We start from the raw sequence: 20,107 nt of genomic DNA on the forward strand, positions 1-20,107 counted from the left end.
AATAGATACTTTCCAGCCGCCTTATTATTTATCGATGTTATATTCTATCAGGGGTTCCCTGCAAGAATCTTCAATCGTCTCAATCAATAATATACATTTTTTCAATAATAGTTATAACCTCTTCATCCTCACCAGGCTCAATGGTGACCGTCTCTGTATTTTCAATCATCTCTCGCATATCTTCCTGTACTTCTTCTAAATCAACATCATCCGGACGAGGCATCCCTCCGTACCATCGATTTCCATATGGAATGTCATATACATTAATAGTACCGTCTCCATTCCCGCTATACGTAATCATGCCATCTGCAATACGGGAACCGGAGACCTGAATCACATCTTCCGGATAGCTCACATCATTTTCTTCATCGTTGGGGTCGAGCGGTGTACCGGCTGGAATATGTTCGACGTATAATTCATCGATATCTTGATTTGGCCCAAGCTGCAGCCAGACGCGGGCGTATTCAATTTCTTCGGAAGAATAGTCTGATAATGCCTGATCGTTCCCCGCTTCTTCGTCTTCCGAAGCATCTGTTTCCGTTTCTTCACTTGGTTGATTATCAGTGTTATTTTCGGAGGAATCTTCCGATGAGTTATCTGTTTCTGAAGGGTTATCTGATTCCTCCCTATCCGGTAAGTCTTCATCGTCTGCCACACCCGGTTCTTCAGCAGTTTCATCTGTGACAGAATCAGGGTTCTCTTCATCATTTGTATTGTCTGAACAGGCAATAAGCAAAAAAATGAGAGACAACAGAAGAAGACTGGAGCAGGAGAATTTTATATGTTTTTTCATTTTTAGACTTTCCTTCCTTTTGTGTGATTTCAATTCAATAAATAGGTAAGTATGTTAAATTAATCATAAAGTATTCTAGCCGGGTTGTAAAACTTCGATAGTCAAAGTAAATGGATATATTGAATTGTAAAAACTATTGGGAATGATTTTCGACAGGGGCGTGAAAAGAAATACTTGCGATAGAAGGGGATGCGCAGGATTTTAACCAGATATGAGTTTTGTTTTGAAGAAAAATACAGCGGCAGCAGAAGCAATAAAAAATAGAATCAAGCTGTGAAGGAATTTTTAAAGAAGATGTTTTCAGGAAGGGAAATGATGAAGATATAAAGCGGACAGGGCTTCTTTGACCCTCGTCTGTTTTCAGTATAAAGGATAGCAACAAACATTTCCATATAAATATGAAAAAAGGGAAGCGGTTTTACAACTAGGCAACAAAAAAACTGAGTCAACTGGTCACTCAGCTTTTTTGTAAAGATGCTACCTTTTCCGTTTGTTTTTCTTATTGTCTAAGTTCAGAAACTCACTATTTTCACTCGCAAATTCCGTATCATTGCCTGTTTTATTATGTTTATTGCGATTATTTTGCTTTCCTTTATCCTTATTGCGATTTTTATTTTGTTCAGACATGGCGCACCTCCTGTAAGTAAATATAGTGATTATAATCACCAATGAAGCTAGTTTAACCATATAGCGATAAATTATAAGCGAGCAATAATGAGGAGCTGCGATTTTAGGTATCTATTAGAAAAAAAGTGAAATCTATGGCATAATAAGGTATCGAACGAATGTTTCTAATATGAAAAAATGATAGCGAAAAACCAGCTGATATGGCTTTAAAGGAAAGGCGATGAATTCGAAATGGGAGTCCGATTAATCTTAGCAGAGAAGCCATCTGTCGCAAAAAATATTGCAGATGCATTAAATATAAAAACGAAAAAAGACGGCTATTTTGAAGGGGAGCGCTATGTGATTACCTGGGCATTTGGCCATCTTGTCGAGCTGTATGATGCAAAAGACTATGATGGGAAAATGCGGAGCTGGAAAATGGATAATTTTCCTTTTATCCCTTCTGAATTTAAATATAAAGTGAAAAGCAATCCAAGAAATCGGGCGCAAACTGATGGCGGAGCTGCAAAGCAGTTAAAAACGATTCACTCTTTAATGAAGCGGAATGATGTGGAGGAAATTATTTCAGCGTGTGATTATGACCGGGAAGGCCAGTTAATTGCAGATAGTATCATCTACCGGGGCGGGGTGAAGCCAAAGGCAGTGGTATATCGCCTGCTTTTAAATGAATGGACGCAAAACGAAGTACTGCAGGGCCTGGAAAATCTCCAAACAAACGATAGGATGAAGCCGTTGCGCGATGCGGGAATCAGCAGGCAATGGGCAGATTGGGTTATCGGTATTAACCTGACATCCGTGGCAACGTTAAAATATCAGCAGGGTAAAAGCAAAGCGTTAAATATAGGCCGGGTGCTGCTTCCAACTTTAAAAATAATCTATGACCGTGATCAAGAGATTGAAAATTTTAAGCCGGAGGATTATTTTAAACTGACTGCAACCTTTCAAACGGCGGCTAACCACGAATACGAAGGGACTTATGTCGAAAACAAAGAGGATAAATTTAAGAAAAAAGAATTATTGGAGCCAATTAACGAAGCGATTCAAAACAAACAAGCCATGATTACTGATAAACAGGTGGAAAAGAAAAAGGAATTCCCGCCGTTTCTATTCAATTTATCCAATTTGCAAGGGTTTATAACGAATAAATTCAAGGGATGGACATCTGATAAGGTATTAAAGGTCGCTCAGTCACTTTATGAGAAAAAGCTGATTACCTATCCGCGAACTGCGAGTACTGCCTTAGAAGAAAGCCTGGTTGGAAAAACAGTCCATGTCTTAAAAGTACATTCCGAAGGGCTTCCTTATAAGGATGAAATGAAGTTTATGAAAACAAAGCGTGTCTTTAATAACGCAAAAGTGGAAAGTCACAGCGCGATCATTCCCACTTATATGAAGCCTAAACGGCTCTCGGCAGATGAAGGAATTGTCTACACAGCCATTAAAAACCGCTTTATTATGCAATTTATGCCGATAGCAGAATATGAAGAGACAAAGCTGACTACAAAAATTCTGGATGTGGATTTATCTGGTGTTTTCCATTCAAAAGGGAAAGTACAGTTAGTGGAAGGATGGAAAAAGGTAGAGAATATCCAATCTAAGGATACTCTGCTGCCGTCAGTGGATAAGCAGGAGCGTGTCCAGGTGAGCGATTCTGAAGTCACTTCCCATGTCACAAAGCCGCCAAAGCACCATACTGAAAGAACCTTGCTGCGTGTGATGGAAACATGCGGGAAAAGCTACCAGGAGGATGAAAGCGAGGAGCTGATGGGCAGTATTTTGACCGGTTTTAGTATTGGCACTGCTGCAACAAGAGCCGAAACCATTAAAAAGTTGAAGGATATAGGCTATATTACAACGGAAAGTAAGCATTTGCTTTGTACAGAGCTTGGTAAACGGCTGGTTACCACTTTTCCTGTAAAAGATTTATTTGATTTAGAATTCACCGGACGTCTTGAAAAAGCCTTATCAGATATTCAAAAAGGAAAAGCGGACAAGCAGGAATTTCTCCGGCTCGTTTTTCATTTTACATCAGAATCCGTTGAAACAATCAAGCATGGAGAGGACGTTATTATCAATAAGGTAACGCAGACACGGGCAACCAATGAAGTAGTGGGAACCTGTCCGCAGTGCGGCGGCAAAGTAATAGATGGCTATAAAGCCTTTAACTGCAGCAACCGGAAGCAGGGCTGTACATTTGCCATTTGGAAAAATGATAAATATTTAGCTTCGATGCGGAAGAAGCCGACGAAAACCATGGTGAAAAAGCTGTTGAAGGATAAGAAAGTCTTTGTGAAAGGTCTGACAAGTAAAAAAGGAAAGAAATTCAATGCTTATTTAAGCTATGAAAAGAATAAAGAAAACGACTACTACAGCTGGAAAATGGAGTTTTCAAAGTAGGTTCTTCGAAGTTTTCAAGCTTTTAAAGTGAAAGTAGTGTATACTAAATAGTAGAGGTAGCATTATTTAATAAACGGAGATTTTAAGAATGATATTTACCATGCTAAATTTTCCTCTAGACAGGATGACAAACATGAAAAAAGTTATCGTAAGTACAAAGGAAAATCTGGATTATGGTACTTTAATATGGATTTACGCAAACAACCGTAAAGTTTATCGCAGCAGCAAAAGCATTGATTCCGATATGCCGTTCCATCATTACGATTCACATTATATGGGAATGATGGAAGAGTTGTACAGGGATCAGGAAAAACATCCCCTTTTATTTAAACAGATGATTGAGGAATCGAACCGGATTTTTGGCGTTTGCCTGAATAAACGCCGTAATGAAGATGGTTCCAGAGATATGAAGGTTCTTTTCTTTTCAGATTGGGACAGCGTCCAGGACTTTGCTGAAGATACTTATCCAAAGCTTGTAAAAGCAGAAGTAAAGCGAAGGAAAGAAGCCAAACAAAAATGGCTGGAGAGAGGGAAGCTCTTCTCCGAAAAGAAAAAAATGTCACAATAGATGTTACTGCAATGCAGTCTGGCTGCTCCATGAGGTATTTTACTTTATGGGCAGCTTTTTTATGTGGAGATAGTTGTTAAGAAAGTATAGCACGTTTCATTTTTTATAATAAAGAAGATTAATAGCGCGATATATAATTAAACAGTATACTGAAAAGTAGAAGTATTATTTTAATTTACTTGATCTTAATGATTCATTGGATTGCTTAAACAAATAAGGGCAGGAGGGATTTGTTTGGAAAGGAAATACAATGATTTAATTGGAGATATGATTAAAGAGAACGATTATAGCTATGAAAAGAATTTGCCGGGAAAGGGAAAACCGCTAACAAAGGATTATATGGAAAAGGATACGTTCCAGCATTTTCAAAAAATAGCGAAGGATGCAGGCTATTTACCGCCATGGTTGAAGCTGCAAAAGGAAATCAGTGTATTTGTGCAGGAAGCTCAAACTGAAAAGGATATTAAGAAAATAAATAAACAAATAAAAATGCATAATCGCATTTGTCCGCCTCCAATGCAAAAGAGCTTTATCAGTTTAACTGATTTGGAAAATGCAAAAAAAGTGTGGTGAATATAAACAACTGGACTTGCAGGATATATCTTATCTTTGCAAGTCCAGTTGTTTTCTGTAGAGTTATTCTACTTTCTTCCCTTTTTTATAAACAATTTTATCCGCTTGGACAGCTTTGATATTCTCTAATGGATTTTCTTCAATAATAATAAAATCAGCAAGCTTGTCTGTCTCAATAGAGCCTGCATAATCATTTATTTTCAACAGTTCTGCTGCATTGATAGAAGCTGATTGTAATGCCTGCAATGGTGTTAAACCAGCATCGACCATCTGTTCAAGCTCTTGAGAGGGCCCTTTCTCAAAGTCATTATAAGCGGTTCCGGAGTCTGTCCCCATTGCAATTTTGATTCCAGCCTTAGCAGCTTTGCCAATACTTTCAATATGTGCTTCTTGAACAGCAAGTGATTTTTTTACCATAAAATCAGGCAGTTTTTCCGGATGCTGATTGATTGCCCAAGGTGCCATTAAGGTTGGAACAAGATAAGTATCATTATCCAGCATCATCTGGATGGCTTCATCATCTAAATAAATCCCATGTTCAATCGAATCTACTCCAGCACGGATGGCGTTTTTGATTCCTTCTGTTCCTTGAGCATGTGCACAGGCAGTATAGCCTTTATGATGTGCCTCGTCCACCGCAGCACGCATTTCCTCGACGCTAAGCTGAACATCATTAGGTGTTTCCCCATCCATACTGACGCCGCCGGTTGCCATGACTTTAATATTTCGTGCTCCATTTTTAATATTGGTGCGGGCATGTTTACGAATTTCATCTACGCCGTCCGACTCCCATCCGAGTTCTACGCCATGCCCGCCTGTCATTACGATGGCAGGACCGGATCCGATAATTCCAGGGGCTGTTATTTTATTTTCTTTTTCTAATTTAGATAACTGTAAATCAATGTTGTCAGAGGAACCAACATCACGTATATAAGTAACGCCGTGTTTTAAAAGTTTATTCAGGTTATCAATTGCAATATACGTGTTTACGACGGCTCCCGTCTGAGCTGCATTGACCGAAGAAAGGCCGCCGATTTTGAAGAAGGGATCTAAGATAATATGCGTGTGGGCGTTGATTAAGCCGGGCATGACATATTTCCCTTTTAAGTCGATCGTTTCATCTGCGTTTGCTGTTTCTTTGTTGATAAATTGGCCTGCTTCTGTATCTACAGCAAAGTCAATTCCTTCAAAATCCGTATTTTTGCCAGTAAACACTTTGGCATTTTTAAATAAGATGGTTGTCATTCTTGTCTCTCCTCGTGATAGGTTTTTCTAAGGGTGTGTGAAATATTTTAGAATAAAGAACAATATATCATAAAAAGAGAAGAAATTGTGAGAAAAAGTTCTAGTTAAATTAAGGGGATGTTATAAACCTGCTATGTGTACTTTGTTTGTAAGGGTTTTCTTTCATGTGACAAGAACAAAAGAGATAATCCATATTGTATATAGAAACAGGGCTACAACGAATCTAGTTCTCTTGCCCCAACACCAGATTTCCGATAAACTGATAATGCTATTACATAAAACGAAATAAACTCATGGATCAATAGAAAAGGAGGTATAAATGTTTTCTTTGATTAAAAATATGACGATTCGGAAGCGGATTGTCTTTATATTTCTGACTTTATCTACTTTTCTTATTTTATTATTTATTTCTGTGTTTGCTTACTTTGAGATTGGCAATGCCCAGGATACATACAAGCAATTATCCAGACAGACCGCTAATGGACTGGCCTTTATGCCGGCTTTGGAGGAAGCTGTCAGCAGCAGTGACCATGACGAATTACAGGGAATTATTGACCGTGTGCGGCTGCAGGCAGAAAATCCGGTTGTGACCGTAGTTACACGAGATGGAGAATATATCATTCATCCAGATGAAAACCACATCGGTATAACGGAAGAAACAGAGCAATTTGACCAAACGCTGTTATATGGCTCCTATGTGACCGAATCGGGGGAAGGGGCGCTTGGACCTGCTATTATGACCACTGCGCCAATCTATGAAGAGGTGGATGCCAATGGCGGTGAAAAAATTATCGGTGCGGTTACAGTCGAGTACTTGGAAGAATCAATCAACGCTATCATAGTAAGTAAGCTCACAAGATTAGTTGTCGTGGCATCCATCGGGATGATTCTTTGCGTTGGCGGAGCGTTGTTTTTAGCAAGAAGTATTCAGGAGGATACACTCGGGAGAGAGCCAGCTGTTATCGCAGAAATGTTCCGCGAACGGGAAGCCATGTTAAACGCAGTAAAAGAAGGAATTATTGTGATTGATGATAAGCAAGCGATTTCCTTGATTAATCCCTCTGCAGAGGCATTGCTGAGTTCAACGATGAATCTCCAGCAGTCGATTCAACTGCTTGGCCTGCCGGAGACGCTTTTCTCTGGAAAGCCGAGCTATGATGAGGAAAAAGTGTACCAAGGGAAAACATTTATTACGAATCGCATTCCTTTATATGAAAATAAACAGATTGTCGGTGCAATTTGCAGTTTTCGAGATAAAACAGATATGAAGCAGCTTCAAGAAACAGTGATGCAGATAGAGGGCTATGCAGATAGCCTGCGTGCCCAGACACATGAATTTAAAAATAAGATGTATGTGCTGTTGGGGTTAATCCAGCTTGAGCAATATGAGGAAGCATTAAAAGTGATTCAGGAAGAAACCGCTGATAAACGACAAGCATTCCCGATGTTGAAGAACATTAAAGACCCTGGAGCGCAAGCAATTTTATTAGGGAAAATAGCGAAGGCGGCTGAGAAAAAAATATCACTTGTCATAGAGGAAGCGAGTCATCTGGATAAAACGAAAATAGCTGCTACGGATATGGCTATCATGCTCGGAAATTTATTAGATAACGCCATGGATGCTGTACTAGAATCGGAGGAACAGAGAATCACTGTGATGGTTACCGATGTTGGAAGCGATATTGTGATAGATATAGAAGATACCGGACAGGGGATGACGAAAGAACAGACCGGGCAGATTTTTACCAGAGGATATTCCAGCAAAGGGGAAAATAGAGGCTATGGTCTGTTTCATGTCTATGAAACGGTGAAAAAGTATTGTGGGGAGATGGAAGTGACCTCGCCAGCTGACGGCGGAACCGTATTTTCTATCTATTTACCAAAAGGAGAAGTGGTGAAAAAATGAATGTGGTTATTGCAGAAGATGATTATCGGGTGGCTTTATTGCATGAAAAGTATCTGCAGTCTTTTTCAGAGATAACAGTTGCTGGAAGAGCGCTAAATGGAAAAGAACTCAAGGAGCTGATGGAAAAAGAGAAAGTAGATCTGGTCATCCTTGATATTTATTTTCCTGATATATTAGGGACAGAATTGCTTCATTACCTGCGAATGCATTCCCCGGAGCTAGATATTATTATGGTCTCCGCATCTACAGACCGTCAGCATTTGCAGCTGGCAAAACGTTATGGCGTATACCAGTACTTAATTAAACCAGTGACAGTGGATGATTTTACAAATACGATAAAACAATATATAAAGGATCGGATATGGTTTGAAGAAATGGGAGAATTTAAAGCGAACGATACCGATTATTTTTTGACAGGGGGGTACCAGCGAAGCATAGAAGAAAAAGGGACAAATATGCCATTGCCTACAGGGATTGATTCCATTACATTAGAAAAAGTAAAAGCAGCATTAAAGGAGCATCCTGAAGGTGTAACGATTGATAAGATGTGCCAGCTGGTGGGAATTTCAAGAACAACGGCCAGACGATATTTGGAGCATATTGTATCCAATGAAGAAGCTACTACCATTTTAAATTATGGGGTTATCGGCCGGCCGGAAAGAAGATATATTTTACAGTAAAACATCAAAACATCCTGATATCAGGGTGTTTTTTTATTCTCTTTTTTTCACTTAATGGATAAAAAGGACGAAAAGGCATTAAAGAATGTTAAGTGAATAAAATTCGAAATATTGTTTTTCCTCTTTGGGTTTGCAATAATTACCCTATCATTGAAAGCGTTTACTTAATTATTGATTTGGTGAGGTGTTAACATGAAGCGTTTATGCTTATTATTTATTGGCTGTATTCTTCTGGCGGGGTGTTCAGAGAATACGAGTGAAGGGAAAGGGACTTTTCCTGAAAAAAACATAGAGATTATTTCTCCGGCAAGCCCGGGCGGCGGATGGGATAGAACAGCCCGTTCTGCACAGCGGGCGATGAATGCGGACGGAACTGTCGAAGAAGATATTACCGTAGTGAACAAGCCTGGAGGCGGCGGGGAAGTAGGCTGGCAATACTTGATGCAGCAGGATGCGCATTTTGCTGCGTTAAATTCCAGTCTATTGATTACGGGTCCATTGCTCGGTCAGACGGAATTAACCTATGAAGAATTTACGCCATTAGCCATGTTATCTACGGAATGGCTGGCGGTTGCAGTCCGGGAGGATGCAGGAATTGACAGCGGTACAGAGTTATTGGAGCAGTTAAAGGAAGATCCAAAGTCGCTGGTGATTGGTGTCAGCCCATCCTTAGGAAGCGGAAATCATCTGGCCTTTGTCCAAGCTGTGATTGAATACGGTATTGATCCGACAGAATTACAGTTCCTTGTTTACAGCAGCGGGGGCGATATTATGAATGCATTACTTGGCGGACATATTGATGTCACCAGTAACTCGTTATCTGATCTATCTGAACAGTATTTAGCAGGAGAAGTAGATATTTTAGCTGTTACATCGCCAGAAAGACTGGACGCATTTCCGGATATACCAACCTGGAAAGAGCAGGATATTGATATGGAATTTCCGCATTGGCGCGGGATTATGGGCCCTCCAGGGATGAGTGAGGAGGAAGTTGCCGCTTGGGACCTTTATTTGAGTGAAATGGTAAAAACAGATGAGTGGAAAGCAGATTTAGAGAATAATAATTTGGAAGAATTTTATATGAATAGTGAAGAAACAAAAGAATTTTTACAAGAGCAAAATGAATTTTTTGAAGGTATAGTAGAGGATTCTGGCTTAACGCCTTAGGAGGGAAAATAGGATGCAGGTAGCAATACGGTATGCCATGCCTGTCATGTTTATTATTGGCAGCGTTATCTATGGCACGATGATTATACAATTAGATCCGGCCACATTAGGTAATCCGGATGGACCAAAATTTTTTCCTTTATTTGTTTGCGCTGGATTGTTGATATTTTCTATCGCTGATTTAGTCAATGTACGTAAGCAAATACATGCGAAGAACAAAGATTTAGAGCTGATTGCCCAGCTGAAATCATTTAAGTTAATTGCAATTATTATTGGAATTTGCGTGATATATACGCTTATTTTTGAACATGTCGGTTATTTGATTGCAACGATATTATTTATGGGAGCGCTTATGTTTTATTTAAACGGAATGAAGAAATGGCTCTTGAATGTAATTGTAACACTGGTTGTTTCTGTTTCAACCTGGTATGGATTCACAGAGCTGCTGCAAATAAGTCTGCCTTAGAGGAGGAGTGCAAGAATGGATGTAAATATTATTTTAGATGGATTATGGACAGCGCTCCAGCCTGCTAATTTGTTATGGCTTTTACTTGGAGCAGTCCTTGGTACAATTGTCGGTATTCTGCCGGGGCTTGGAGCGGCAACGGGAGTAGCAGTGCTTATTCCGTTAACTTTTGGAATGGAGCCGGTCAGCGCATTGATTTTAATGGCAGCGATTTACTACGGAGCTTTATTTGGAGGCTCCCGCAGCTCTATTCTGATTAATACGCCGGGAGATGGTTCTTCGATTGCAGCTACATTCGACGGATACCCGATGACGAAGAAGGGACTGGCAGGGCAGGCGATGTCTATTGCTGCGATGGCTTCGCTGATTGGCGGCGTGATGGCAATCTTCGGATTTATCTTTTTAGCAATACCGCTAGCAAATTTTGCATTAAATTTTGGACCGGCTGAGTTTTTGCTGTTGTTCCTATTTGCCTTATCTGCTGTGGTGACCTTATCGCAAGGAAATATTATTAAAGGCTTTTTAACCATGTTTTTAGGATTGGGAATCAGTACTATCGGAGTGGATTTGCAATCCGGCGTACACCGCTTCACCTTTGGATTGCCGCATTTAACAGATGGTATTAATTTTATTGTAATCATTATCGGTATTTATGCCATAGGGGAAGTGCTTTATAATTTACTTAAACCGCAATACTCCGGAAAATCAAATGGGCAGGACATCGGGAGCAAGTGGTTTACGAAGGAGCAGTGGAAGCGATCGCTTGCCCCGATTATCCGAAGCGGCCCGATCGGATTCTTCCTCGGTGTACTTCCCGGTTCTGGCGGAACGATTGCTTCTTTGTTATCTTATAGTACGGAAAAACAAATATCCAAAAATAAAGATGAATTCGGCAAGGGTGCTGTAGAAGGACTGGTTGCACCAGAATCCGCAAACAGTGCATCGGCTGTCGGCTCGCTGATCCCGATGCTGACCATGGGGATACCTGGATCTGGGACAACAGCAGTGATGCTGGGAGCACTTGTTATGATTGGAATCACACCGGGGCCTTTGTTATTTGAAAATAGTCCGGATACGATTTGGACGCTGATCAACAGTATGTTTATCGGGAACATTATCTTAGTAATTATTAATATCTTAATGGTCGGTATGCTGGTGAAAATCTTAAAAACACCACCAAATGTATTATATCCGATTGTTCTTATTCTTTCCTTCTTAGGGGCATATACACTTGGATACAGCACAATTGATTTTTATATTTTAATTATTGCCGGTGTTATTGGATTGTTGATGCGTATTCTGAATTATCCTGTTGTGCCGTTAATTCTTGCTTTGATTGTAGGGGGAGATATGGAGCAAAACTTCCAGAGAGCAATGATTGTTTATGATTCTCCAATGGATATTTTATTTGCTTCTCCGATTGCGATTGTTCTTGCTTTGCTGACTGTTTTATCCCTTTGTTATCCATTGATTGCGAAGGTTTTTAGGAGGAGAAAGGCAGTGAAATAAAATATCATATACAAAAAAAGCGAACATCTATTATTAACAAATAGGTGCCGCTTTTTTTGTTTGTAATTAGCATAAATATGATAAATTATATGAAATATCCAGTTTTATATGCTTTTGATAAAATATTTGGGAATATCTTAAAAGAGTAGTACGACCTAATGAAAAAGTATTAACTCTGCGAACTATTTTGAATTACCATCCGTTTGCCCATATAGCGTGCATTATAGTAAAATACATAACAATAAGCTTGTTGCGTTTAATTATATAGAGGGAGGAATATTTATGTCGGCAAGAAAGACCTTGCAGAGCTTAGCTAATCTGGAAAAAGCAATCGGAAGACTGGAAGAGGCTCTAAATGAAGGTGCTAAGAATAGTTTGTATATTGATGGAACAATTCAACGCTTTGAGTTTACATTTGAGCTTTATTGGAAAACGTTAAAACGAATGCTTGAAGAAGAAGGGATTGAAGCAAAATCCCCCAGAGAGACATTAAAACAAGCATATGCAGTAGATTGGATTCAAAATGAACAATCTTGGCTGCAAATGCTCCGTGATAGAAATGAAACCTCCCATGTATATGATGAAAAGAAGGCAAGAGATATTTATGAAAATATTGCAGGTTATTTCCCTGAAATGAAGGAGACCTTTAAATTTCTAAAAGAAAAGTATAAAGAAGGAGGGAGTGAATCTTACGATGATTGAGCAAAAAATCATAAATCAGTTAACGAATGTTGGTCAACGTATCAATACCATTCATAAAATTATTCTTTTTGGATCAAGAGCTGTTGGTGATTATACACTAAAATCTGATATTGATTTAGCATTTGTTGCTCCAAATATGACGAAGGAAGAATGGGTGGAATTAACGTTTGCTTTAGAAGAGGAGTTAGATACATTGCTATTTTTGGATTTGATTAAGTATGAAGATGCTCCAGAAGAGTTAAAAGAGGAAATTTTGAAAAGCGGAAGGGTGATTTATTCGGAAGGAGCAGTTATTGATAAAAAGACTTCTTAGAAGCAAATACACTTAACTATAGCATAGTTGATTTTAATATTTTAATTATTTTATTGCCTATGGGATAGATTTATTATTGAATGCAGGAGCAGAAAGGCAGTTAAATAAAGAAAATTTCAACATGTAAACACAGTATCTATGGTAATTTCTGCATCGATAGATACTGTGTTTTTTAATGTATACGAAACATTATTTGTACGGTTATCACAGGTGAAATTGAAATGAATTCTCTCATAAGACTATGGTATACTCAGCTGTAGAAGCATAATCAAAGCATTTCGTATTTTATTTTTGGAGGAAGATAACATGCTGCAAATGAATTCACAAGAGCTATTAAATGAAGAAAATGGTCAAGCCGGCAATTGGATGAAAAGGAATCCGGAGGTCATTTGTTTAAATGAAACTGTAAAAGCTGCAGCAGAGCTTCTTCATAATTTGGCAGCTGATTTCCTTCCTGTTGTAGGAGAATCTATGAATCCGGTTGGAATCATTACGTCCAAAGCAATCCTGAAAGCGTATCTGGATGGGGGAAACGAAGCGTCGATTGCGAATTATATATCACAGGAGGATTTTTCGATTATTCGAGCCGATGAGTTCATCATCGACTTTTATAAAATGCCGTATACTTACTTTTTTGCAGTTAATGAGAAGCAGCAGCTGACAGGCGTATTAACAAGAAAAGAAATACAGCAATGTTTATCGTTTTATATGAACGAGCTGAGTCAAACCTCTCATACTGCCGAAATTTTGGATGTTATTCTTGAAAGCGCTTATGAAGGAGTTGCTGTTGTTAATCAGGAAGGAATCATTATTGAGTTTAATGAAGCCTACAGCCGTTTTACTGGAATTGATCAAAAGGATGCCATTGGACGACCAGTACAGGAAATTATTGAGAATACCAATCTGCATCATACAGCCATAAATGGAATGCCCGAGCGGGGAGTTATCCAATATATCCAAGGGCAGCCAATGGTGGTGCACCGTATACCGATATGGAGAGAAGAAAAGCTGGTGGGTGCAATCGGAATGCTTATTTTTGAAGGCGTAACAGAATTATATCAAATCTATGATCGGTTTTTGGAAAAAACGATGCAGACAGCAGCAAATAGAGACAAAGTGAAGCAGCCTTTGCAGGAGAACAGAATAGAGCATGCTGCATCTATTGAGAAGATTAAAGGATCCAGTGAGCAGATAACGGATTTGAAACGGATTACCCGAAAAGTTGCCAAAACAGATGCAACCGTTTTAATCACAGGGGAAAGCGGAACAGGGAAAGAAATGTTCGCTAAAAGCATCCACGAGTTGAGTTATTACCAAAATGGACCATTTATCAGTGTCAACTGCGGCGCCATACCGGAGCAGCTTTTTGAGTCTGAAGTATTTGGCTATGCAGATGGCGCCTTTACAGGTGCGAGAAAAGGCGGGAAACCGGGAAAGTTAGCATTAGCTAAAGGAGGGACACTGTTTTTAGATGAGATTGGTGAAATGCCTGAGATGATGCAGACAAAATTATTGCGTGTGCTGCAGGAAAAGGAATTTGAACGGGTAGGAGGAGTTCAAAAAGAAAAGCTGGAGGCAAGAATCGTTGTAGCGACAAATCAGAATTTGTTAGAAATGGTTCGGGAGGGAACCTTTCGAGAGGATTTATATTACCGGATTAACGTTATTGAAATCCCCATACCGCCGTTAAGAGAGCGTCCGAAAGATATCCCGGTACTGATTTCTCATTACTTATCGAGTTTGTGTAAGAAATATGATGTTCCGGATAAAGAAGTAACACCAGAAGCAATGGCTGTTTTTATGAATTATGCCTGGTATGGAAATATCCGAGAGCTGATAAATACAATGGAAAAGTTAGTTATTTTAGTTGAATCCGATACGATTGATGTAGACCATCTTCCAAACTATTTGAAGCGTTTTGACCTGCTGGAGACGTCTTACGTCTTCCAGCGGGAAGTGAAGAATAAAGAAAAAGAAGTTCTGATGAAAGCGCTGGAAGAGAACAGGGGCAACAAATCAAAGGCAGCGAAGGAACTTGGGATGCACCGTACGACATTATATAAAAAAATGAAAAAGCATGGTTTGGATAAATAGTGTAGCATAATAACTACATTTTTTCGGTGAAGTGTAGCTGTTTAGCTACACTTTTATTTTAAAACGCTTACAATAAAGCTCTGAAAAATTGGCATGATTTTTGCTGTTTAAAAAGTGAAAGAAAGAGAGAAGGAGAGATACTTATGGGAGAGAGTAATGTGTTTCGTACACCACAGACCATTCATTATGGAAAAGATGCTTTTAAAAAGATAGGGAAGGAAGCATCGGAAAAAGGGCAAAAGGCACTGATTATCAGTGACCGTATTATGGAGAAGCTTGGTTATGTCAGCGAGTGCAGAGATATACTTTTGCAGGATAAGATTGAAAGCGTTGTCTATTTAGGGGTTGAATCAGAGCCGACAGATGTTTATGTTGCAGAAGCATTGGAATTATGTAAAAAAGAAAAATGTGATGTTGTTATTTCCGTAGGTGGCGGCAGCTGTATTGATACGGCCAAGGCAGTAGCTGTCGCTGCAGTAAATGGGATATATATTGGCGAGTATATGGGAGGGAAGAAACAAATAGAGCAGCAGCCGCTTCCGCATATAGCAGTGCCGACTACAGCTGGAACAGGTTCAGAAGCAACAGATGTTACGGTAATCACGGATACAACGAATGACGTCAAGATGATGATTAAGCAGCCATTACTGATGCCGAATGTAGCGATTGTAGACCCTGTTCTAAGCATGTCATCGCCTAAATCCGTTACAGCTGCTACCGGGATTGACGCTTTAAGTCATGCGGTGGAGGCTTATATTTCGAAAAAAGCACAGTCCATGACAGACACGCTGGCTTTATCGGCGATTGAACAAATCGTAAAGAATATAAGAACGGCCTATAACGAAGGAGAGAATGTGGCTGCCCGGGAAGCAATGTCTATTGGATCCATGCAGGCGGGGATGGCTTTTTCCAATGCCTCGGTGTGCTTAGTGCATGGCATGTCCAGACCGATTGGGGCACTGTTCCATGTACCGCATGGGATTTCTAATGCAATGCTTCTTCCTGCTGTGCTTGATTTCAGCAGAGATGATTGTGTGGATCGATTGGCTGACTTAGCGAAATTTTTTGATGCGGAGGCAAATAGGCTCTCTAAAGAGGAAGCTGCAGATCTGACGGTTTATGAGGTGAAAAAACTGTGCTATGAGTTAGATGTTCCTAATTTACAAGGCTGGGGAATTGACCAAGCAGATTTTGAAGCAGCTGTCAGTAAAATGGCGGAAGATGCACTTGCCAGCGGCAGTCCGCAAAATAATCCGAGAGTACCGACAAAAGAAGAGGTGGAAGCACTTTATCATGTTTGTTATTCATACCAGTTTAGTGTAGAGGAAACATCATTATAGAAGCGGACATCAAGGGGGATAAATGGGATGGAAATAATCAGTTTTATCGGATTGATAGCTGCGCTTGCTTTGCTTGTCTATCTTACAATGAAGGGAATTCATATTATCGTTGCTGCGCTGATCAGCTCAGTAGTTATAGCTGTTACAGGGGGACTGAATTTAGAAACAGCATTACTGGATAATTATATGACGGGCTTTACAGGATATTTTGCTTCATGGTTTTTAGTATTTTTATTGGGTGCTATTTTTGGAAAGTTCATGCATGAAACCAAATCAGCGGAAAGTATTGCCCAGTGGATTAAAAAGAAGTTCGGTGTTAAACGGGCCGTGTTTGCCGTGGTAGCGGCAGCAGCAGTGATGACATACGGAGGGGTGAGTTTATTTGTAGTTGGCTTTGCGGTCTATCCCATTGCTGTTTCCCTGTTCCGTGCAGCTAATCTGCCGCATCGTTTTATTCCAGCTGCACTTATTTTTGGATCGATTTCATTTACGATGACTGCACCGGGATCACCGGAAATCCAAAATATTATTCCGACAGAATTCTTTGGAACAACACCGACAGCAGGCGGCTGGGTCGGGGTCTTATGCGCCTTGCTTATCATGATTTGCGGCGGATTATATCTTGGGTCGTTGGTTAAGAAAGCAGTTGCTAATGGCGAAGAATTTTCTCCTCCAAAATCCGTTTTGGAAAAAGAAGAAGCGGATGCGGCGGCGAAAAAGAATGAATCACAAGTATTGCCGAATATTGTGGTTGCTATTTTACCGCTCTTTTTAGTTATTGTTTTACTAAACATATTAGGCCAGTTCATGAATCCAACAACTGCTTTGTTAATTGCTTTAATCGTAGGAATTGCCGTTTCCTGCTTGACGATGAATAAGTTTCTTAAGGAATTTTGGAGCTCAATGGCGGAAGGAACACAAAATGCACTGGTTGCACTGGCAAATACCTGTGCGGTCGTTGGTTTTGGGAGTGTTGCCGCAGAGGTATCGGCATTTGATACCTTGATAACTGGACTTGTTAATCTGCCTGGGCCGCCATTATTAGGGCTGGCTATTGGGGTTACGGTTATTTGCGGAATTACTGGTTCGGCCTCTGGCGGATTAGGTATTGCACTGCCTATTCTCGCGCCTATTTATCTGGCCCAAGGAGTAGACCCTGGTGCAATGCATCGTGTTTCAGCATTAGCATCCGGCGGTCTGGATTCGCTTCCGCATAATGGAGTCGTTGTTACGACGGTAAGAGCTATTTGCGGCGAGACGCACAGCCGGGCATATAAACCCGTTTTCCTTGTTAGTATTATTGTTCCAAGTATCGTATTAGTATTGGCGATTGTGCTTTACAGTCTTATTTTATAAAAAATATTACAGGAGGTTTTTTCATTGACACAGACAACAGTAGAAACATTAAAAAATTATGTAGGCGGAAAATGGATCGAAGCGAAAACAGCAAAAACAGAAGAGGTAGTGAACCCGGCGACAGGAGAAGTGCTTGCTCACGTGCCGTTATCTACTTTAGAGGATATTAATTATGCAATAGAAACAGCTGCAGAAGCGTTTGAGAAGTGGAAAGAAATCCCGGTACCAAAACGTGCCCGAATTCTGTTTAAGTACCAGCAGCTTCTTGTTGATAATCATGAGGAATTGGCAAAGCTGATCACTCTTGAAAATGGTAAAAACTTTGCGGAAGCGTATGGAGAAGTACAAAGAGGAATCGAAAATGTAGAATTCGCAACAGGAGCGCCGTCATTGATGATGGGAGAGCAGCTTGCTTCGATTGCAACAGAGTTGGAATCCGGATTATACCGTTATCCAATCGGAGTTATTGGAGGAATCACACCGTTTAATTTTCCAATGATGGTGCCGTGCTGGATGTTTCCGATGGCGATTGCGACTGGAAATACGTTTGTAATGAAGCCTTCTGAACGGACACCGCTGCTTGCCAATCGTTTAGCGGAATTACTGGAAGAAGCTGGTCTCCCGGGCGGCGTGTTCAATATCGTTCACGGCGCACATGATGTCGTAAACGGATTATTAGATCATCCGCAAGTGGCGGGGATTTCATTTGTCGGTTCGCAGCCGGTGGCCGAGTATGTCTACAAGCGCGGGACAGATAATTTAAAACGGGTACAGGCTTTGGCAGGCGCAAAGAATCATTCGATTGTTCTGCAGGATGCCAACCTGGATAATGCTACAACACAAATTATGAATGCGGCATTTGGTTCGGCTGGCGAGCGCTGTATGGCAGCTTCTGTAGTAGCAGTAGAGGACAGTATTGCCGATGAATTTATCGAGCTTTTGACACAAAAAGCCAATGAAATTCAAATTGGTAATGGTTTAGATGAAGGAATTTTCCTTGGACCAGTGATACGTGACAAGCATAAAGAACGTACGTTAAGCTATATCGAAGCTGGACAAGAAGAAGGGGCTAATCTGGTCCGGGATGGCCGAAAAGATGAAGCTGTGAAGGAAAAAGGCTATTTTGTCGGTCCGACCATTTTTGATCAAGTTACTTCGGAAATGAAGATATGGCAGGATGAGATTTTTGCGCCTGTATTATCTATCGCTCGTGTGAAGGATTTAAGTGAAGCAATTGAACTATCTAATCAATCACGCTTTGCGAATGGAGCATGTATTTTTACCAGAGATGGGGGAAGCGTCCGTCAATTTCGGGAAACCATTCATGCAGGAATGCTTGGTGTGAATATTGGTGTACCGGCGCCAATGGCATTTTTCCCCTTCTCCGGGTGGAAGGATTCGTTTTATGGGGATTTACATGCCAATGGGAAAGATGGGTTACATTTCTATACGAGAAAGAAAGTTATTACGACGAAATGGGTGTAAGGGGAAAGAGGGGCCGCTGCTGTATTTTTGCAGCGGCTTCTTTATATAACGAATAAAGTCTTTTATACTCTATTTATCTGATTTCATGTTTTAAACGCAACTTATAAAAAGAAGCGAGAAAGATTTTTTTATTGTTCAATAGTTATAAAAAAATGAAAAGTTATGCATTTTATAAAACACTATGAGATACTGTACACAGAAAATTAGAACTATGGTTTAGAAGAGGAGAGATAATCATGAAAATACTATTAGTCGGGGCAACCGGATCCATCGGAGAAGTAGCGTATGAAGAATTAAAGGATGATGCAGAAATCATCCAAGCCAGCCGGAACTCTTCAGAATATCCAGTAGATATTACCTCTGAAGCAAGCATTAAAGCGCTTTTTAAAAAGGTGGGCGAGGTAGACGCCATCATTTGCGCAGCAGGCTCGGCTCATTTTGCAACCGTGGATGAACTGACACCTGAACAGAATATGATTGCGGTAAACAGTAAGCAGCTGGGACAGGTGAACTTAGTATTAATTGGTTTACATTATCTGAGAGACAACGGAAGCATTACGCTGACAACGGGTGTTTTGATGGATGATCCATTGAAAACAGCATCCTCTTCCGCAATGGCGAATGGCGGAGTAACTGCATTTGTGAAATCAGCAGCCATTGAAATGCCGCGTGGAATTCGGATTAATCATGTCAGTCCATCAATGCTGGAAAAATCAAAAGAAAAATATGGTAAACTATTCCAAGGATTTGAACCTGTATCTTCCAAACGGATTGGCTTAGCTTATCGAAAGAGCGTTTTTGGTGCGCAGACTGGCCAGGCTTATAAGGTTTATTAAGCAATTTAAAAATTATAGTTTAACTAGACAAATAGAAAGCAGATCAATTT

The 20,107-nt window shown here is 40.1% G+C and carries 18 protein-coding genes; 15 read left to right on the plus strand and 3 right to left on the minus strand.

The features are described 5' to 3' along the window. Window positions 1–79: 79 nt before the first annotated feature. Together MKX55_RS09525 and MKX55_RS09530 are read right to left on the minus strand one after the other, a co-directional pair. Window positions 80–793 carry a hypothetical protein gene (locus MKX55_RS09525; protein ID WP_339237804.1) on the minus strand — a complete coding sequence of 238 codons (714 nt, stop codon included), beginning with the start codon at window positions 791–793 and terminating at the stop codon, window positions 80–82. 477 nt (window positions 794–1,270) lie between these two features. Further along, window positions 1,271–1,420, minus strand: a complete 150-nt coding sequence (locus tag MKX55_RS09530; protein ID WP_175297047.1) for a hypothetical protein — start codon at window positions 1,418–1,420, stop codon at window positions 1,271–1,273. Between the two features lie 231 nt (window positions 1,421–1,651). On the opposite strand from MKX55_RS09530, the gene MKX55_RS09535 reads away from it, so the two are divergent. The 3 genes from MKX55_RS09535 (at window position 1,652) to MKX55_RS09545 (ending at window position 4,958) form a co-directional block, all read left to right on the plus strand. Then, window positions 1,652–3,817 (plus strand): DNA topoisomerase, encoded by a 2,166-nt coding sequence (locus MKX55_RS09535; RefSeq protein WP_339237806.1) that lies wholly within the window; start codon window positions 1,652–1,654, stop codon window positions 3,815–3,817. A 133-nt stretch (window positions 3,818–3,950) separates the two neighbouring features. After that, a complete protein-coding gene (locus MKX55_RS09540) occupies window positions 3,951–4,385 on the plus strand; it encodes a hypothetical protein (RefSeq protein WP_339184353.1) in 435 nt (144 codons plus the stop codon). 234 nt (window positions 4,386–4,619) lie between these two features. Next, on the plus strand, window positions 4,620–4,958 hold the full coding sequence (locus MKX55_RS09545; protein WP_052485037.1) for a DnaJ family domain-containing protein: 339 nt from the start codon (window positions 4,620–4,622) through the stop codon (window positions 4,956–4,958). 63 nt (window positions 4,959–5,021) lie between these two features. Here MKX55_RS09545 and MKX55_RS09550 read toward each other — a convergent pair whose 3' ends face one another. Next, window positions 5,022–6,203 carry an amidohydrolase family protein gene (locus tag MKX55_RS09550; RefSeq protein ID WP_339237808.1) on the minus strand — a complete coding sequence of 394 codons (1,182 nt, stop codon included), beginning with the start codon at window positions 6,201–6,203 and terminating at the stop codon, window positions 5,022–5,024. A gap of 319 nt (window positions 6,204–6,522) precedes the next feature. Between MKX55_RS09550 and MKX55_RS09555 the strand changes: the two genes are divergently transcribed. The 12 genes from MKX55_RS09555 to MKX55_RS09610 all read left to right on the plus strand — a co-directional run bounded on the left by MKX55_RS09555 (window position 6,523) and on the right by MKX55_RS09610 (window position 20,057). Further along, window positions 6,523–8,109 (plus strand): sensor histidine kinase, encoded by a 1,587-nt coding sequence (locus tag MKX55_RS09555; RefSeq protein ID WP_339237810.1) that lies wholly within the window; start codon window positions 6,523–6,525, stop codon window positions 8,107–8,109. Further along, a complete protein-coding gene (locus MKX55_RS09560) occupies window positions 8,106–8,789 on the plus strand; it encodes a response regulator (RefSeq protein ID WP_339237811.1) in 684 nt (227 codons plus the stop codon). Before MKX55_RS09555 ends, MKX55_RS09560 begins: the two co-directional genes overlap by 4 nt. 192 nt (window positions 8,790–8,981) lie before the next feature. Then, window positions 8,982–9,956: a tripartite tricarboxylate transporter substrate binding protein gene (locus MKX55_RS09565; protein WP_339237812.1), complete on the plus strand. Its 975-nt coding sequence runs from the start codon at window positions 8,982–8,984 to the stop codon at window positions 9,954–9,956. A 13-nt stretch (window positions 9,957–9,969) separates the two neighbouring features. Next, complete coding sequence (locus MKX55_RS09570; protein ID WP_339184360.1) at window positions 9,970–10,422, plus strand: tripartite tricarboxylate transporter TctB family protein; 453 nt, start codon at window positions 9,970–9,972, stop codon at window positions 10,420–10,422. A gap of 15 nt (window positions 10,423–10,437) precedes the next feature. Then, window positions 10,438–11,931: a tripartite tricarboxylate transporter permease gene (locus MKX55_RS09575; protein WP_339184362.1), complete on the plus strand. Its 1,494-nt coding sequence runs from the start codon at window positions 10,438–10,440 to the stop codon at window positions 11,929–11,931. Between the two features lie 282 nt (window positions 11,932–12,213). After that, a complete protein-coding gene (locus tag MKX55_RS09580) occupies window positions 12,214–12,633 on the plus strand; it encodes a nucleotidyltransferase substrate binding protein (protein ID WP_339184365.1) in 420 nt (139 codons plus the stop codon). Beyond that, window positions 12,626–12,946, plus strand: a complete 321-nt coding sequence (locus MKX55_RS09585; RefSeq protein ID WP_339184366.1) for a nucleotidyltransferase domain-containing protein — start codon at window positions 12,626–12,628, stop codon at window positions 12,944–12,946. The genes MKX55_RS09580 and MKX55_RS09585 overlap by 8 nt, the downstream gene beginning before the upstream one ends. A gap of 306 nt (window positions 12,947–13,252) precedes the next feature. Continuing rightward, on the plus strand, window positions 13,253–15,040 hold the full coding sequence (locus tag MKX55_RS09590; RefSeq protein ID WP_339237814.1) for a sigma 54-interacting transcriptional regulator: 1,788 nt from the start codon (window positions 13,253–13,255) through the stop codon (window positions 15,038–15,040). A 143-nt stretch (window positions 15,041–15,183) separates the two neighbouring features. Then, entirely contained in the window at window positions 15,184–16,380 is a 1,197-nt protein-coding gene (locus MKX55_RS09595; protein ID WP_339237816.1) for an iron-containing alcohol dehydrogenase, read from the plus strand. A gap of 27 nt (window positions 16,381–16,407) precedes the next feature. Further along, window positions 16,408–17,736: an SLC13 family permease gene (locus MKX55_RS09600; protein WP_339237818.1), complete on the plus strand. Its 1,329-nt coding sequence runs from the start codon at window positions 16,408–16,410 to the stop codon at window positions 17,734–17,736. Window positions 17,737–17,760: 24 nt separating this feature from the next. Further along, window positions 17,761–19,221, plus strand: coding sequence for a CoA-acylating methylmalonate-semialdehyde dehydrogenase (locus MKX55_RS09605; RefSeq protein ID WP_339237820.1), 1,461 nt, complete (start codon window positions 17,761–17,763; stop codon window positions 19,219–19,221). Between the two features lie 236 nt (window positions 19,222–19,457). Then, the gene (locus MKX55_RS09610) at window positions 19,458–20,057 is read left to right on the plus strand and encodes a short chain dehydrogenase (RefSeq protein ID WP_339237822.1); all 600 of its coding nucleotides are present in this window, start codon (window positions 19,458–19,460) and stop codon (window positions 20,055–20,057) included. Window positions 20,058–20,107 lie beyond the last annotated feature (50 nt).

This window comes from Oceanobacillus sp. FSL W7-1281 (genome assembly GCF_037969835.1).
GTDB classification, from domain to species: Bacteria; Bacillota; Bacilli; order Bacillales; family Amphibacillaceae; genus Oceanobacillus; species Oceanobacillus oncorhynchi.

Bases quoted from the DNA above. Each gene is read 5' to 3' on its own strand.
- MKX55_RS09600 (WP_339237818.1), top strand. From the start codon at position 16,408: ATGGAAATAATCAGTTTTATCGGATTGATAGCTGCGCTTGCTTTGCTT.
- MKX55_RS09530 (WP_175297047.1), bottom strand. From the start codon at position 1,420: ATGTCTGAACAAAATAAAAATCGCAATAAGGATAAAGGAAAGCAAAAT.
- MKX55_RS09610 (WP_339237822.1), top strand. From the start codon at position 19,458: ATGAAAATACTATTAGTCGGGGCAACCGGATCCATCGGAGAAGTAGCG.
- MKX55_RS09585 (WP_339184366.1), top strand. From the start codon at position 12,626: ATGATTGAGCAAAAAATCATAAATCAGTTAACGAATGTTGGTCAACGT.
- MKX55_RS09570 (WP_339184360.1), top strand. From the start codon at position 9,970: ATGCAGGTAGCAATACGGTATGCCATGCCTGTCATGTTTATTATTGGC.
- MKX55_RS09575 (WP_339184362.1), top strand. From the start codon at position 10,438: ATGGATGTAAATATTATTTTAGATGGATTATGGACAGCGCTCCAGCCT.
- MKX55_RS09525 (WP_339237804.1), bottom strand. From the start codon at position 793: ATGAAAAAACATATAAAATTCTCCTGCTCCAGTCTTCTTCTGTTGTCT.
- MKX55_RS09535 (WP_339237806.1), top strand. From the start codon at position 1,652: ATGGGAGTCCGATTAATCTTAGCAGAGAAGCCATCTGTCGCAAAAAAT.
- MKX55_RS09580 (WP_339184365.1), top strand. From the start codon at position 12,214: ATGTCGGCAAGAAAGACCTTGCAGAGCTTAGCTAATCTGGAAAAAGCA.
- MKX55_RS09550 (WP_339237808.1), bottom strand. From the start codon at position 6,203: ATGACAACCATCTTATTTAAAAATGCCAAAGTGTTTACTGGCAAAAAT.
- MKX55_RS09595 (WP_339237816.1), top strand. From the start codon at position 15,184: ATGGGAGAGAGTAATGTGTTTCGTACACCACAGACCATTCATTATGGA.
- MKX55_RS09540 (WP_339184353.1), top strand. From the start codon at position 3,951: ATGAAAAAAGTTATCGTAAGTACAAAGGAAAATCTGGATTATGGTACT.
- MKX55_RS09560 (WP_339237811.1), top strand. From the start codon at position 8,106: ATGAATGTGGTTATTGCAGAAGATGATTATCGGGTGGCTTTATTGCAT.
- MKX55_RS09565 (WP_339237812.1), top strand. From the start codon at position 8,982: ATGAAGCGTTTATGCTTATTATTTATTGGCTGTATTCTTCTGGCGGGG.
- MKX55_RS09555 (WP_339237810.1), top strand. From the start codon at position 6,523: ATGTTTTCTTTGATTAAAAATATGACGATTCGGAAGCGGATTGTCTTT.
- MKX55_RS09590 (WP_339237814.1), top strand. From the start codon at position 13,253: ATGCTGCAAATGAATTCACAAGAGCTATTAAATGAAGAAAATGGTCAA.